Source organism: Pantoea sp. EKM103V (genome assembly GCF_011800365.1).
In the GTDB taxonomy this organism is placed as follows: domain Bacteria; phylum Pseudomonadota; class Gammaproteobacteria; order Enterobacterales; family Enterobacteriaceae; genus Pantoea; species Pantoea anthophila.
This window is the reverse complement of the sequence record NZ_JAALFQ010000007.1, coordinates 189,804-203,076: the sequence shown is the minus strand read 5'-3', so window position 1 is coordinate 203,076 and position 13,273 is coordinate 189,804. Positions and strand designations below refer to the sequence as shown.

At 57.1% G+C, this 13,273-nt stretch carries 13 protein-coding genes and 1 other annotated feature; of the genes, 9 read left to right on the top strand and 4 right to left on the bottom strand.

Annotation, left to right across the window (positions count from 1 at the left end; all coding sequences use genetic code 11):
* Positions 1-108 precede the first annotated feature (108 nt).
* The gene (sltY, locus tag HFD97_RS15410; RefSeq protein WP_009092246.1) at positions 109-2,028 is read left to right on the top strand and encodes a murein transglycosylase; all 1,920 of its coding nucleotides are present in this window, start codon (positions 109-111) and stop codon (positions 2,026-2,028) included.
* Between the two features lie 45 nt (positions 2,029-2,073).
* Positions 2,074-2,394: a trp operon repressor gene (gene trpR / locus HFD97_RS15405; protein ID WP_058957753.1), complete on the top strand. Its 321-nt coding sequence runs from the start codon at positions 2,074-2,076 to the stop codon at positions 2,392-2,394.
* Here the strand turns inward: trpR and yjjX are convergent, their stop codons facing one another.
* On the bottom strand, positions 2,395-2,913 hold the full coding sequence (yjjX, locus tag HFD97_RS15400) for an inosine/xanthosine triphosphatase (RefSeq protein WP_009092243.1): 519 nt from the start codon (positions 2,911-2,913) through the stop codon (positions 2,395-2,397).
* Positions 2,914-3,006: 93 nt separating this feature from the next.
* Between yjjX and gpmB the strand changes: the two genes are divergently transcribed.
* Positions 3,007-3,654 carry a 2,3-diphosphoglycerate-dependent phosphoglycerate mutase GpmB gene (gpmB, locus tag HFD97_RS15395; RefSeq protein ID WP_046101183.1) on the top strand — a complete coding sequence of 216 codons (648 nt, stop codon included), beginning with the start codon at positions 3,007-3,009 and terminating at the stop codon, positions 3,652-3,654.
* 40 nt (positions 3,655-3,694) lie between these two features.
* Here gpmB and robA read toward each other — a convergent pair whose 3' ends face one another.
* The gene (gene robA / locus HFD97_RS15390) at positions 3,695-4,576 is read right to left on the bottom strand and encodes an MDR efflux pump AcrAB transcriptional activator RobA (RefSeq protein WP_009092241.1); all 882 of its coding nucleotides are present in this window, start codon (positions 4,574-4,576) and stop codon (positions 3,695-3,697) included.
* 192 nt (positions 4,577-4,768) lie between these two features.
* Between robA and creA the strand changes: the two genes are divergently transcribed.
* Positions 4,769-5,242 (top strand): protein CreA, encoded by a 474-nt coding sequence (gene creA / locus HFD97_RS15385; protein WP_009092240.1) that lies wholly within the window; start codon positions 4,769-4,771, stop codon positions 5,240-5,242.
* Positions 5,243-5,290: 48 nt separating this feature from the next.
* Here the strand turns inward: creA and arcA are convergent, their stop codons facing one another.
* Positions 5,291-6,007, bottom strand: coding sequence for a two-component system response regulator ArcA (arcA, locus tag HFD97_RS15380; protein WP_009092239.1), 717 nt, complete (start codon positions 6,005-6,007; stop codon positions 5,291-5,293).
* A gap of 609 nt (positions 6,008-6,616) precedes the next feature.
* On the opposite strand from arcA, the gene HFD97_RS15375 reads away from it, so the two are divergent.
* The 5 genes from HFD97_RS15375 to thrC all read left to right on the top strand — a co-directional run bounded on the left by HFD97_RS15375 (position 6,617) and on the right by thrC (position 12,343).
* Positions 6,617-7,303, top strand: a complete 687-nt coding sequence (locus tag HFD97_RS15375) for a tRNA/rRNA methyltransferase (protein ID WP_167432208.1) — start codon at positions 6,617-6,619, stop codon at positions 7,301-7,303.
* Between the two features lie 205 nt (positions 7,304-7,508).
* Complete coding sequence (thrL, locus tag HFD97_RS15370) at positions 7,509-7,577, top strand: thr operon leader peptide (RefSeq protein WP_111209051.1); 69 nt, start codon at positions 7,509-7,511, stop codon at positions 7,575-7,577.
* Positions 7,516-7,634: a sequence feature (Thr leader region), on the top strand. Its footprint overlaps the gene before it by 62 nt.
* 27 nt (positions 7,635-7,661) lie before the next feature.
* The gene (thrA, locus tag HFD97_RS15365; protein WP_009092237.1) at positions 7,662-10,124 is read left to right on the top strand and encodes a bifunctional aspartate kinase/homoserine dehydrogenase I; all 2,463 of its coding nucleotides are present in this window, start codon (positions 7,662-7,664) and stop codon (positions 10,122-10,124) included.
* Between the two features lie 2 nt (positions 10,125-10,126).
* Positions 10,127-11,056 (top strand): homoserine kinase, encoded by a 930-nt coding sequence (gene thrB, locus HFD97_RS15360; protein WP_058957752.1) that lies wholly within the window; start codon positions 10,127-10,129, stop codon positions 11,054-11,056.
* A 3-nt stretch (positions 11,057-11,059) separates the two neighbouring features.
* A complete protein-coding gene (thrC, locus tag HFD97_RS15355) occupies positions 11,060-12,343 on the top strand; it encodes a threonine synthase (RefSeq protein WP_009092235.1) in 1,284 nt (427 codons plus the stop codon).
* Positions 12,344-12,379: 36 nt separating this feature from the next.
* Here the strand turns inward: thrC and yaaA are convergent, their stop codons facing one another.
* Positions 12,380-13,153, bottom strand: coding sequence for a peroxide stress protein YaaA (yaaA, locus tag HFD97_RS15350; protein ID WP_167432207.1), 774 nt, complete (start codon positions 13,151-13,153; stop codon positions 12,380-12,382).
* Positions 13,154-13,273: the final 120 nt, after the last annotated feature.

The following is a 13,273-nucleotide window of genomic DNA, read 5'->3' as shown; positions in this document are numbered from 1 at the left end:
ATCGTCGCGTGCGTAAATATTGTGAAGAACATGGCAAGAGTCTGATGCCCTGGTTAGCATGAAGACTGCCTGGCAACTCGCCGGCGCCCAGCAACAGAGGAGATTTACGTGGTGAAGTGGCGTAACTGGATGATAGGGATCTGCCTGGTCGGTACGGCCAGCAGCGCATGGGCCGATTCGCTGGATCAACAACGGCAACGTTATCAACAAATTAAACAGGCGTGGGACAGCAATCAGATGGCCACCGTGGAGCAGCTGTTGCCCACGCTTCAGGATTATCCGCTCTATCCTTATCTGCAATATCGCCTGCTGGCACAGGATCTCGATCAGGAGACCGCCCTGGCCGTACAGAATTTTATTCGCCAGTATCCCACACTGCCGCCTGCGCGCTCGCTCAGCACCCGCTTTATCAATGTGCTGGCTTACCGGCAGGACTGGCAGGGCGTGCTGAATTTCAGCCCGACCGAACCGAAACCGGTGCAGGCGCGCTGTAACTGGTACTACGCCAAATGGGCCACGGGTCAGCAGCAGGCCGCGTTTGATGGCGCGAAGCAGATCTGGCTGCGCGGCACTGCGCTGCCTGCCGACTGCGATAAGCTCTTCTCGGTCTGGCAGTCATCGGGTCAGCTTTCACCGATCACGATCCTGGAGCGTATCCGTCTGGCGATGAAGGCGGGTAACGACAGCCTGGTGAGCTATCTGGCGAAAACCCTGCCGGCAGATTATCAGACCATGTCTGACGCGGTGCAGGCGCTGCAGCAGGACCCGCTGACGGTCAGCACCTTCGCCAGCGCCGTCGGACCCACCGACTTTACCCGCCAGGCGACGATTTACGCCTTTACCCGCGTGGCGCGGCAGGATATGGAAAACGCCCGCAGCCTGATCCCGATTCTGGTCCGGGCGCAGAAAATGGGGCCGGAAGATGAGCAGGCGCTGAAAGAGATCGTGGTCTGGCGCATGATGGGCAGCGATCTGACCGCTGAACAGGCACGCTGGCGCGATGCCGTGGTGATGAACAGTGAGTCCACCGCGCTGGTGGAACGCCGGGTGCGGCTGGCACTGTCGCAGCACGATCGGCGCGGTCTGAACACCTGGATCGCCCGTCTGCCGGTGGAGGCCAAAGAGAAAGATGAGTGGCAGTACTGGCAGGCTGACCTGCTGTTTGAGAAAGATCGCAAAGAGGAAGCGGAAGAGATCCTGCGTAAACTGATGCAGGCGCGTGGCTTCTATCCGATGGTGGCCGCTCAGCGTCTGGGGGTGGATTATCCGCTGCAGATTGATGAAGCACCCAAGCCTGACAGTGCTACGGTGCAGGGCCCCGAGCTGGCGCGCGTCCGTGAACTGATGTACTGGGGGCTGGATAACCTGGCACGCAGCGAGTGGAGCAATCTGATCGGCAGCCGCACACATACGCAGCAGCAGATGCTGGCGCGCTACGCCAATGAGCAGGACTGGTGGGATCTCAGCGTGCAGGCCACGATCACGGCCAAAATGTGGGACAGTCTGAAAGAGCGGTTCCCGCTGGCATGGCAGAGCGTTTACGAGCGCAACACCCAAGTGAAGCAGATCCCGCCAAGCTATGCGATGGCGATTTCGCGTCAGGAGAGTGCCTGGAACCCGAAAGCGCGTTCGCCGGTCGGGGCGAGTGGTCTGATGCAGATCATGCCTGCCACCGCGGCGCACACCGTGAAGATGTATGACATCCCCGGCTACAGCAACAGCAGTCAGCTGCTCGATCCGGAAACCAATATTCAGATTGGTACCCAGTATCTGGAGTATGTCTACCAGCAGTTTGACCAGAACCGGATTTTCGCCTCTGCGGCTTACAATGCCGGTCCGGGCCGGGTGCGAAGCTGGCTGAAAACCAGTGCAGGTAATCTCGACGCCGTGGCGTTTATCGAGACCATTCCGTTCTCTGAAACGCGCGGTTACGTGAAGAACGTGCTGGCCTATGACGCCTACTATCGGCACTTCATGGGCAAGCCTGACAAAATCCTGTCAGATGGTGAGTGGAATCGCCGTTACTAGCTGTGCTAAGCTTCCGTACTCTTTAGCGAGTACGGAAGCCTCTTCATGACCCATTCTCATTCCCCCTCTGCCGAAACCCCTCCGGCCGACGATAGCTGGCAGCGCTTTGTCAGGCTGATGCAGCAGGCCTTTGCCGATGGCCACGCGCTGCCCCTGATGCAACTGATGATGACGGCGGATGAGCGGGAAGCGTTTGGTACACGACTGCGGATTATCGAAGAGTTGATGAAGGGGGAGATGAGCCAGCGCGAGCTGAAAAACGAACTTGGCGTGGGTATCGCCACCATCACCCGTGGCTCTAACAGTCTGAAAGAGGCGCCGCCGGAGTTGAAACGCTGGCTGCAGGCGCATCTGGACGGCGAGTAATTACGACTGATAGAGCGGATGAACAAACGGGCAGAGCGCCAGAATCAGGGCCTGATGATAGACGCTGGCGCGGCTGAGCAGGCCGTGCGTGAACGCCCCGATAGCCCCGCCCTGATGTTTAATATTTTCAATGCCGGTTAACCGCGCCATCTCTTCGCCCAGTTCCCGCCCTTCGCGCAGACCCGCCAGCACCGCCGGCGGCAGCGTGAAGCTGGCTGACCGCGACTCGCCGCGCTGCTTCTGATTCTCTATCACGATACAGGCAAAGGCGCTGTCCTCTTCGATCCCCGCCTCAATCGCCACCCAGAATGTCGCTTCAGGCCGTACCTGACGGGCATTCATTACGCGCTGACGTGCGCCCGTTCGCGTTTCGAGGTGGCTCAGCGGCTGGGCGGCAACACCACTATCGACCCCGACCCCTTCAATATGGCAGGATCCCTCGCCGAAAACGTCGTTGAATGCCTGCGCAATCGCGTGAATCTTCGCTGGATTGGTGGTGGCTGCGACAACATGGTACATAATTAATTGAACCCTCAGATGGTTAAGCGCCTGGCCCATCAGGCTACAGACAGGCTCTAAGGCGATTCTGGTCGCAGTATAACGGAAACTACTATGTTACAGGTCTATCTTGTTCGTCACGGTGAAACGGTTTGGAATGCGGAACGTCGCATTCAGGGGCAGTCCGACAGTCCGCTGACGGAAAAAGGTGAACAGCAGGCGCATCAGGTGAGTGAACGCGTGAAACATCTGGGTATTACCCACGTTATCACCAGCGATCTGGGCCGTACGCGCCGCACCGCAGAGATTATCGCGGATGCCTGTGGTTGCACGGTGACGCTCGATCCGCGCCTGCGGGAACTCAATATGGGCGTGCTGGAGAAGCGTCCGCTGGATGGCTTAACCGCCGCAGAAGAGCAGTGGCGTGCCACGCTGGTGAACGGCACCGAAGGCGGGCGCATCCCGGAAGGGGAGTCCATGTCCGAACTGGCAGCGCGCATGCACGCCGCGCTGAATGCCTGTCTCGACCTGCCGGCCGGGAGCCGTCCGCTGCTGGTCAGTCACGGTATGGCGCTGGGATCGCTGGTCAGCACCATTCTCGGTCTGCCTGCCTGGGCGGAACGCCGGCTGCGTCTGCGAAACTGCTCGCTCTCGCGGGTCGATTATCAGCAGAGCGCCTGGCTGGCCGAAGGGTGGATTGTGGAGATGGCGGGCGATATCTCTCATCTGGATGCGCCTGCACTCGACGAGCTGCAGCGCTGAAGATGCGCAGGCCGCCGTCGTGAGGACAGCGGCCTGAGTATCAGCTGACCGGGGTCTGGCGGCGAATCGGAATCAGATATTCGCAACGGATCTCTGTCGGCGGCTCGGCACGCTTTTTACCGCCGTGGGTATAGAAGCGTTCAATATCCTGCCCCTGACGGCGGGTCAGCCCCAGCGTCGGCATGCAGGTGCCGTAGAGCAGCAGGATGAACTCCTGCAGATTGACGCGCGGGCCGGTGTAGGTGAACTGCACATAATCGCCCGCTTCCAGAATGACATTCTGACCGGAGTGCAGGCTGCCCGCGCTGTCAGCCGGCACCGCTGTGGTGTAGAGGATCTCCTGCTCGTCATCTTTTTCCTGGCTGGCGCGCACCTGATGCAGGCCATACAGCACCGGCGGCACGGTATCCGTTTCCAGCAGGAACTGCTTCCAGAAGTGAATCCGCATCTCGTCACGGTAGCTGGAAATCTGCTCCAGAATACAGGTGTAGTTCTGGGTCTGACCCACCAGCACCGTTTCCGGTAGAGTGACGAAGGTCGGTTCCGGCTGCGTCTCATTGTCCAGACGGATAGGGGGACGAATACCGAAGGAATTCCAGTCGGAAGCGCGACGATACCAGGCCGGCGTCTGCGCAAACTGCTTCTTGAAGGCGCGGGTAAAAGTCTGTTGTGAATCAAAACGATACTGCAGTGCGATGTCCAGAATCGGACGGCTGGTCAGGCGCAGCGCCACCGCCGCTTTAGACAGGCGACGCGCCCGGATATAGGCGCCGATCGCATGTCCGGTCACGTCTTTAAACATCCTTTGTAAGTGCCATTTAGAGTAACCGGCTTTCTGGGCAACGTTGTCCAGTGAAAGGGGTTGATCCAGATGGCTCTCCAGCCAGACAAGCAAATCGCGAATGATACCGGCTTGGTCCATAAAACATCCTCATACTCTGGTGGTGCAGCTAAATGCATCGAAGAATATTAGCACTCATTGCTCAAAAGACGTGGGCCGTTTTCCGGGGAAGATTGTGCTAAATCAGTGCGGGCATAACCCGTTTTGGTTTTGTCATTATATCGATTGACAGTACATTACATGTTCATCTATTCAATTTGCAATGGTAACCCCATGACAAGACCTCGTCTTATCCTCGCTGCGCTGACCGCACTGACCTTTTCCAGCCCGCTGCTCGCCGAACAGATCGGCTCTGTCGACACGGTGTTTAAGATATTCGGGCCTGACCACAAGATTGTCGTTGAAGCCTTCGACGATCCGGATGTTAAAAATGTAACCTGCTATATCAGCCGGGCGAAGACCGGTGGGATTAAAGGCGGGCTGGGGCTGGCTGAGGATACCTCCGATGCGGCAATTTCGTGCCAGCAGATTGGGCCAGTGGAGCTGAGTGAGAAAATCGCGCAGGGCAAAGCGGAGGGGGAGGTGGTCTTCCGCCAGCGTACCTCGCTGATCTTCAAAAAGCTGCAGGTGGTGCGCTTCTTCGATAAAAAACGTAACGCCCTGGTCTATCTGACCTACTCCGATAAAGTCGTCGATGGTTCACCGAAGAATGCGATCAGCGCCGTGCCGATTATGCCGTGGCACTGAGCATAAAAAAAACGCCCGCAGGGGCGTTTTTTTCAGGCTTACCGCAGCTTACTCATGCAGGTCGCCGCAGAAGCGGTAACCTTCGCCATGGATGGTGGCGATGATTTCAGGCGTGTCCGGCGTCGATTCGAAATGCTTACGAATACGACGGATGGTCACATCCACGGTGCGGTCGTGCGGCTTAAGGTCACGGCCGGTCATTTTTTTCAGCAGATCGGCACGGGTCTGAATCTTGCCCGGATTTTCGCAGAAGTGCAGCATGGCGCGGAACTCACTGCGTGGCAGTTTATAGTGCTCGCCGTTCGGGTTGATCAGTGAGCGGCTGTTGATATCCAGCTCCCAGCCATTGAATTTGTAACTCTCAACCTGACGGCGCTCTTCGCCCGGCATGGCGAGATTCATGGTGCGCGACAGCAGATTACGGGCACGAATCGTCAGCTCACGCGGATTGAACGGTTTGGTGATGTAGTCGTCAGCGCCAATTTCCAGACCGAGAATTTTATCAACTTCGTTGTCACGGCCGGTCAGGAACATCAGGGCGACATTGGCCTGTTCGCGCAGTTCACGGGCCAGCAGCAGGCCGTTTTTACCCGGCAGGTTGATGTCCATGATCACCAGGTTAACGTCATTGTCGGTCAGCACCTGATGCATTTCTGCACCATCAGTCGCCTCATACACCACATAACCTTCTGCCTCGAAGATGCTCTTGAGGGTGTTACGCGTGACCAGTTCGTCTTCAACGATAAGAATGTGCGGGGTCTGCATGTTTAGCTACCTAAAATTTGCCAACAAATTGAAAACAGGGCGTACAGCGGTATGGCGTTCTCCATCATCGAGAGCAGCGGGCCGCGCTGAACCGTTGTACGAAATCATATTTTGATAAGCCATCTATCAACGTCAACAACAGTATTAGCTCAGCCAGTCAGGATGAAAATTGCATGCCCCAGGCGAGAATGATAATGGCGCATATCCTAACTGCATTAACAGCAACCTAACAGCACCAACTACAACCGATAAGCATAAAAACAACGCTTCGTTGACTTATATCAAATGCAATTGTAGCACGTTAACACTTTTGTGAAAAACTTCTCGTAGATTGCCCGTTTAGCTCACAAAAAGCATCATTTTCATTACATTTTTCACGCTTCGGTTCCAAAATGAAACCCACTGGTAATCACATTCTATCCTGTTGAACTTAAATGTATTAATAGTGGTTTCTTTAATAAAGGCCGCTTCGCCGGTAAAAAGATTCGGACCGCTTTTTTTAACCGGTTTTAACAATGTTAATCACCGCTTTTCTTATTCGCTTCCGCCCGCTGAATCCTGAACAGTCATGTTAATATGGCGTTATGTAAATGGACCAATGGAATAAATATGCTCTTCCCCCTGATTCTCGTCTCGCCCGCGCGGCCAGAAAATATCGGCGCTGCGGCGCGCGCCATGAAAACCATGGGCTTCAGCCAGCTGCGCATTGTGGACAGCGACGCCTGGCAGGACCCGGCCGCGCGCCGGGTCGCGCATGGCGCGGGTGAGATCCTCGATAACGTCCAGACGTTTGCAACGCTGGCTGACGCATTAGCTGACATCGACTTCTCCGTCGCCACCACTGCGCGCAACCGGGCAAAGTTTCGCTACTACGCCACGCCAGAGCAGGTTGAAACACAGCTGCTGGAGAAGCGTCAGTGGGTAAAGAGTATGGCGCTGGTATTTGGTCGCGAAGACAGCGGGCTGACCAATGAGGAGCTGGAGCAGGTCGATCTGCTGACCGGCATCCCGATGGCGAATGACTATCCATCACTCAATCTCGGCCAGGCGGTGATGGTCTACTGCTATCAGCTGTCGAAGCTGAATCAGGTTGAGGCTCCGTTTACCGCCGCCGCAGACGGGCAGCAGTTGCAGGCGCTGCGGCAGCGCTTGCATCAGCTGCTGGCGCAGCTGGAGGTGAGTGATGATGAGAAGCTCTCTGACTGGATCGATCAGCGGGTGGGGCTGCTGGAACAGCGCGACACGGCGATGCTGCATCGTCTGCTGCACGATATTGAAAAAAAACTCGCAGATTAATCCTCGGCGAAAATCTGATTTTGCAGTAACAGATCGCAGAGAAGTTCAGCATCGCAAACGATCAAAGAGCGTTTTACGATTTCGCCGGTGGCTCTGCGCAGTCAGGGAAACGGGCCCGCCGGACAAATCGGGTTGACTTAATGTGCGCTTTGCTTTACTTCTGGATGCCAGACGGACAGACAAAGACAGACAGAAAAAAATCTCAATGCGTAAAATCAGCCTGAACACCACAATTATTACCATCACCATTACCACAGGTAACGGTGCGGGCTGACGCATACAGGAAAAACAGAAAAAAAGCCCGCACCTAACCAGTGCGGGCTTTTTTTTTCGGCTTAAATTCAGGAGAGTTTATATCATGCGAGTGCTGAAATTCGGCGGGACCTCGGTAGCGAATGCGGAACGGTTTCTTCGCGTCGCTGACATTCTGGAAAGTAATGCGCAACAAGGACAGGTTGCAACCGTGCTCTCTGCGCCAGCAAAGATCACTAACCACCTGGTGGCGATGATTGAAAAAACCATCAGTGGTCAGGACGCTTTGCCGAATATCAGCGACGCTGAGCGCATCTTCAGCGAGCTGCTGCAGGGGCTTGCTGAGTCACAGCCTGGCTTTGAATATGAGCGGCTGAAAACCCGCGTGGACCTGGAGTTTGCGCAGCTGAAGCAGGTGCTGCACGGCATCAGCCTGCTGGGGCAGTGCCCGGACAGCGTCAACGCGGCGATCATCTGCCGCGGTGAAAAGCTCTCGATTGCCATTATGGAGGCGCTGCTGCAGGCACGCGGTCATGAGGTCAGCGTGATCGATCCGGTAGAGAAGCTGCTCGCTGTCGGTCACTACCTGGAGTCCACCGTCGACATCGCCGAATCGACCCGTCGCATCGAAGCCAGCCAGATCCCGCCGCAGAATATGATCCTGATGGCGGGCTTTACCGCCGGCAACGAGCGCGGTGAGCTGGTGGTGCTGGGCCGTAATGGCTCAGACTACTCGGCGGCCGTACTGGCCGCCTGTCTGCGCGCCGACTGCTGTGAAATCTGGACCGATGTCGATGGCGTCTATACCTGCGATCCGCGTCAGGTGCCGGATGCGCGCCTGCTGAAATCGATGTCCTATCAGGAAGCGATGGAGCTCTCCTATTTCGGGGCCAAGGTGCTGCATCCCCGCACCATTGCGCCCATCGCGCAGTTCCAGATCCCGTGCCTGATCAAAAACACCGCCAATCCGCAGGCGCCCGGCACCCTGATTGGGGCAGAAGGCGAGCAGGATGAGAATCCGGTGAAAGGCATCACCAACCTGAATAACATGGCGATGGTTAACGTCTCCGGTCCCGGCATGAAAGGGATGGTCGGAATGGCGGCCAGGGTGTTTGCGGCGATGTCGCGCACCGGCATTTCCGTGGTACTGATCACCCAATCCTCGTCTGAATACAGCATCAGTTTCTGCGTGCCGCAGAGCGAGCTGGCGCGGGCGCGTCAGGTGCTGGAAGAGGAGTTCTATCTGGAGCTGAAAGATGGCCTGCTGGACCCGCTGGATATCATTGAAAATCTGGCGGTGATCTCGGTAGTGGGCGATGGCATGCGCACCCTGCGCGGCATCTCAGCCAAATTCTTCTCGGCGCTGGCGCGCGCCAACATCAATATCGTGGCGATTGCGCAGGGCTCCTCTGAACGTTCCATCTCCGTCGTGGTTAACAACGACGAAGTGATCACCGGCGTGCGCGTGGTGCATCAGATGCTGTTCGCCACCGATCAGGTTATCGAAGTCTTTGTGGTGGGCGTCGGCGGCGTCGGCGGTGCGCTGCTGGATCAGTTACATCGCCAGCAGGCGTGGCTGAAGCAGAAGCATATCGACCTGCGGGTCTGTGGCATCGCCAACTCGCATGCGCTGTTAACGAATGTTCACGGCATCGATCTGAGCCACTGGGAAGCGGCATTAAGCGAAGCCAAAGAGCCTTTCAATCTGGCGCGCCTGACCCGGCTGGTCAAAGAGTATCATCTGCTTAATCCGGTGATTGTGGACTGTACCTCCAGCCAGGCGGTCGCCGATCAGTATGCCGATTTTCTCAGCGAAGGTTTCCACGTGGTGACGCCGAACAAAAAGGCTAACACCTCATCCTGGAACTACTACCAGCAGATGCGTGCCGCCGCGGCCAAATCGCGCCGCAAATTCCTTTATGATACTAACGTCGGTGCCGGTCTGCCGGTGATCGAAAACCTGCAGAACCTGATGAACGCGGGTGATGAACTGCTGCGCTTCTCCGGCATTCTGTCTGGCTCGCTCTCCTTTATCTTCGGCAAGCTGGATGAAGGCGTCTCCCTGTCTCAGGCGACTCAGATGGCGCGGGAGATGGGCTTTACCGAACCCGATCCGCGTGACGATCTCGCCGGCACAGACGTGGCGCGTAAGCTGCTGATCCTGGCGCGCGAAGCGGGTCATCAGCTGGAGCTGACGGATATTGAAATTGAGCCGCTGCTGCCCGCCAGCCTGACCGACATTGCAGACGTTGAGCAGTTTATGCAGCGCCTGCCTGAGCTGGACAACGCCTTTGCCGCGCGGGTTGCGCAGGCGCGTGATGCGGGTAAAGTGTTGCGCTATGTCGGCGTGATCGAAGAGGGCGGCGTCTGCAAAGTCAGAATTGACGCCGTAGACAGCAACGATCCGCTCTTTAAGGTGAAAAATGGCGAGAATGCGCTGGCATTTTACAGCCGCTACTATCAGCCGATCCCGATGGTGCTGCGCGGGTACGGTGCAGGAAATGATGTGACAGCGGCCGGTGTCTTTGCCGACCTGCTGCGCACGCTGTCATGGAAGTTGGGAGTTTGAAAATGGTAAAAATTTACGCACCGGCCTCGATTGGTAACGTCAGCGTCGGCTTCGATGTGCTGGGCGCGGCGGTTTCGCCGGTCGACGGTTCCCTGCTGGGTGACTGCGTCTCCGTGGAGGCGGCAGAGCACTTTTCACTGACCAACGCCGGACGTTTTGTCAGTAAGCTGCCCGCCGATCCCAAAGAGAACATCGTTTATCAGTGCTGGCAGCGCTTCTGCGAGGCGGTGGGCAAAGAGATCCCGGTGGCGATGACGCTGGAGAAGAACATGCCCATCGGCTCCGGGCTGGGCTCCAGCGCCTGCTCGGTGGTGGCCGGTCTGGTCGCGATGAATGAATTTTGCGGTAAGCCCCTCGATGACAGCACCCTGCTGACGCTGATGGGCGAGCTGGAAGGACGTATCTCCGGCAGCGTTCATTACGATAACGTCGCGCCCTGCTTCCTCGGGGGCATTCAGCTGATGCTGCAGGAGAATGAGATTATCAGCCAGGCCGTGCCCGGCTTTGATGACTGGCTGTGGGTCATGGCCTATCCGGGCATTAAAGTCTCGACCGCCGAAGCGCGCGCGATTTTACCGGCGCAGTACCGCAAAGAGGAGTGCATCAAGCATGGCCGCCTGCTGGCGGGCTTCATTCACGCCTGCCATACGCGTCAGCCGCTGCTGGCCGCTAAACTTATGCAGGATGTCATTGCTGAACCTTATCGCACCAGACTGCTGCCGGGCTTCGCTGAGGCGCGACAGGCTGCCAAAGATATCGGCGCACTGGCGTGCGGTATCTCAGGCTCTGGTCCGACACTTTTCGCCGTTTGCAATCAGATGGAAACGGCACAGCGGATGGCTGACTGGCTGAGCCAGCACTATCTGCAGAACGATGAAGGCTTCGTCCATATCTGCCGTCTCGACACGGCTGGCGCACGACAATTGGGATAACGCATGAAACTCTACAATCTTAAGGATCACAACGAGCAGGTCAGCTTCGCCCAGGCGGTGAAACAGGGTCTGGGATCACAGCAGGGTCTGTTCTTTCCGCTGGAACTGCCGGAGTTTGAACTGACAGACATCGACGCGATGCTGGAGATGGATTTTGTCAGCCGCAGCAGCAAAATTCTGTCGGCTTATATTGGTGATGAGATCCCGGCCGAACAGCTGCATGAGCGTGTTAAAGCCGCGTTTGCGTTTCCGGCTCCGGTCAAAGCGGTCAGTGAAGATGTGGCCTGTCTGGAGCTGTTCCACGGTCCGACGCTGGCGTTTAAAGATTTCGGCGGCCGTTTTATGGCGCAGATGCTCTCCTATGTTTCCGGTTCAGACGAGCAGATCACGATTCTGACCGCGACCTCCGGTGATACCGGTGCGGCCGTGGCCCACGCCTTCTACGGCATGGAGAATGTGCGTGTAGTGATCCTCTATCCACAGGGCAAGATCAGCCCGCTGCAGGAGAAACTCTTCTGTACGCTGGGCGGCAACATCGAAACTATCGCCATCGACGGCGATTTCGATGCCTGTCAGGCGCTGGTCAAGCAGGCGTTCGATGATGAAGTGCTGAAAAAGACGATTGGCCTGAACTCAGCTAACTCCATCAACATCAGCCGCCTGCTGGCGCAGATCTGCTACTACTTTGAAGCGGTAGCGCAGCTGCCGCAGGAAAAACGCAATCAGCTGGTGGTTTCCGTGCCAAGCGGCAACTTCGGGGATTTAACGGCGGGTCTGCTGGCGAAATCACTGGGGCTGCCGATCAAACGCTTTATCGCCGCCACCAACGCCAACGACACGGTGCCGCGCTTCCTCGGAAACGGCGAGTGGCAGCCTAACCAGACGGTCGCGACCCTTTCGAATGCGATGGATGTCAGCCAGCCGAACAACTGGCCGCGTGTGGAAGAGCTGTTCCGCCGTAAAACCTGGCGGCTGACCGACCTGGCCTGCGGCGCGGTCTCTGACGAAACCACCCGTGCCGCCATGCGTGAACTGGCTGAGATTGGCTACATTTCTGAGCCCCACGCCGCCATCGCCTGGCGTCTGCTGCGCGATCAGCTGCAGGAGGGCGAGTATGGCCTGTTCCTCGGCACCGCCCATCCGGCCAAATTCCGTGAAAGCGTGGAAGCGATCCTTGAGCAGACCCTGACGCTGCCGCCGGAACTGGCGGAGCGTGCGGAACTCCCGCTGCTGTCACACCAGATGCAGGCGGACTTTGCCGCGCTGCGGGCATTTCTGCTGAAATAATCTTTCCCGGCTGCGGGAAAGAGAAGACGCGCGGGGCTACTGCTCCGCGCGCTTGAACACCAGCTCGCTTTCGCTGCTGCTGGCTGCATCAAAACGGTAGCCTTCCAGATCAAACGCCTTAAGCTGCTCCGGCTTTGTCAGGCGCTCCTGAATCACATAGCGACTCATCAGGCCGCGCGCCTTTTTGGCGTAGAAGCTGATGACTTTGTAGCTGCCATTTTTCTCATCCAGGAACACCGGCTTAATCATCTGCGCCTGTAACGCTTTCGGTCTGACCGCCCGGAAATATTCATCTGAGGCGAGATTGATCAGGACGTTGTCGCCCTGTTCCGCCAGCGCGGCGTTCAGCGTTTCGGTGATGAGATCACCCCAGAAGGTATAGAGATCTTTACCTGCCGGATTCGCCAACCGAATGCCCATCTCCAGCCGGTAAGGCTGCATAAGATCGAGTGGACGCAGCACGCCATACAGGCCAGACAGCATGCGCAGGTGCTGCTGCGCAAAATCGAAATCCTGATCGCTGAACGTCTCCGCCTGCAAACCGGTATAAACATCGCCTTTAAACGCCAGAATCGCCTGGCGGGCATTCTGCGGCGAGAAGTCGGGCTGCCAGCTGTTAAAACGCTCGGCATTCAGGTGCGCCAGTTTGTCGCTGATGCCCATTAAGGAGGCGATGCGGGCCGGTGACAGGTCACGCGCAATCTCAATCAGCTGTTGTGACTTTTCTAACAGCGCAGGCTGGGTATAGCGGGTTGTCGCCAGCGGGCTGTCATAATCCAGCGTCTTGGCGGGAGAGATCACCATCAACATAGTTGCTTCCTCGTTTAATGCCTGCTTTAACAGGATATTGGCAGCTTATCAGGCTCCGCAGTGTAGCAAAAAAGCCGCAAAGAATGACGAATCACACCTATTTGTTCGCGCTATCGTAAA

Bases quoted from the DNA above. Each gene is read 5' to 3' on its own strand.
- trpR (WP_058957753.1), top strand. From the start codon at position 2,074: ATGACCCATTCTCATTCCCCCTCTGCCGAAACCCCTCCGGCCGACGAT.
- yjjX (WP_009092243.1), bottom strand. From the start codon at position 2,913: ATGTACCATGTTGTCGCAGCCACCACCAATCCAGCGAAGATTCACGCG.
- gpmB (WP_046101183.1), top strand. From the start codon at position 3,007: ATGTTACAGGTCTATCTTGTTCGTCACGGTGAAACGGTTTGGAATGCG.
- robA (WP_009092241.1), bottom strand. From the start codon at position 4,576: ATGGACCAAGCCGGTATCATTCGCGATTTGCTTGTCTGGCTGGAGAGC.
- creA (WP_009092240.1), top strand. From the start codon at position 4,769: ATGACAAGACCTCGTCTTATCCTCGCTGCGCTGACCGCACTGACCTTT.
- arcA (WP_009092239.1), bottom strand. From the start codon at position 6,007: ATGCAGACCCCGCACATTCTTATCGTTGAAGACGAACTGGTCACGCGT.
- HFD97_RS15375 (WP_167432208.1), top strand. From the start codon at position 6,617: ATGCTCTTCCCCCTGATTCTCGTCTCGCCCGCGCGGCCAGAAAATATC.
- thrA (WP_009092237.1), top strand. From the start codon at position 7,662: ATGCGAGTGCTGAAATTCGGCGGGACCTCGGTAGCGAATGCGGAACGG.
- thrB (WP_058957752.1), top strand. From the start codon at position 10,127: ATGGTAAAAATTTACGCACCGGCCTCGATTGGTAACGTCAGCGTCGGC.
- thrC (WP_009092235.1), top strand. From the start codon at position 11,060: ATGAAACTCTACAATCTTAAGGATCACAACGAGCAGGTCAGCTTCGCC.
- yaaA (WP_167432207.1), bottom strand. From the start codon at position 13,153: ATGTTGATGGTGATCTCTCCCGCCAAGACGCTGGATTATGACAGCCCG.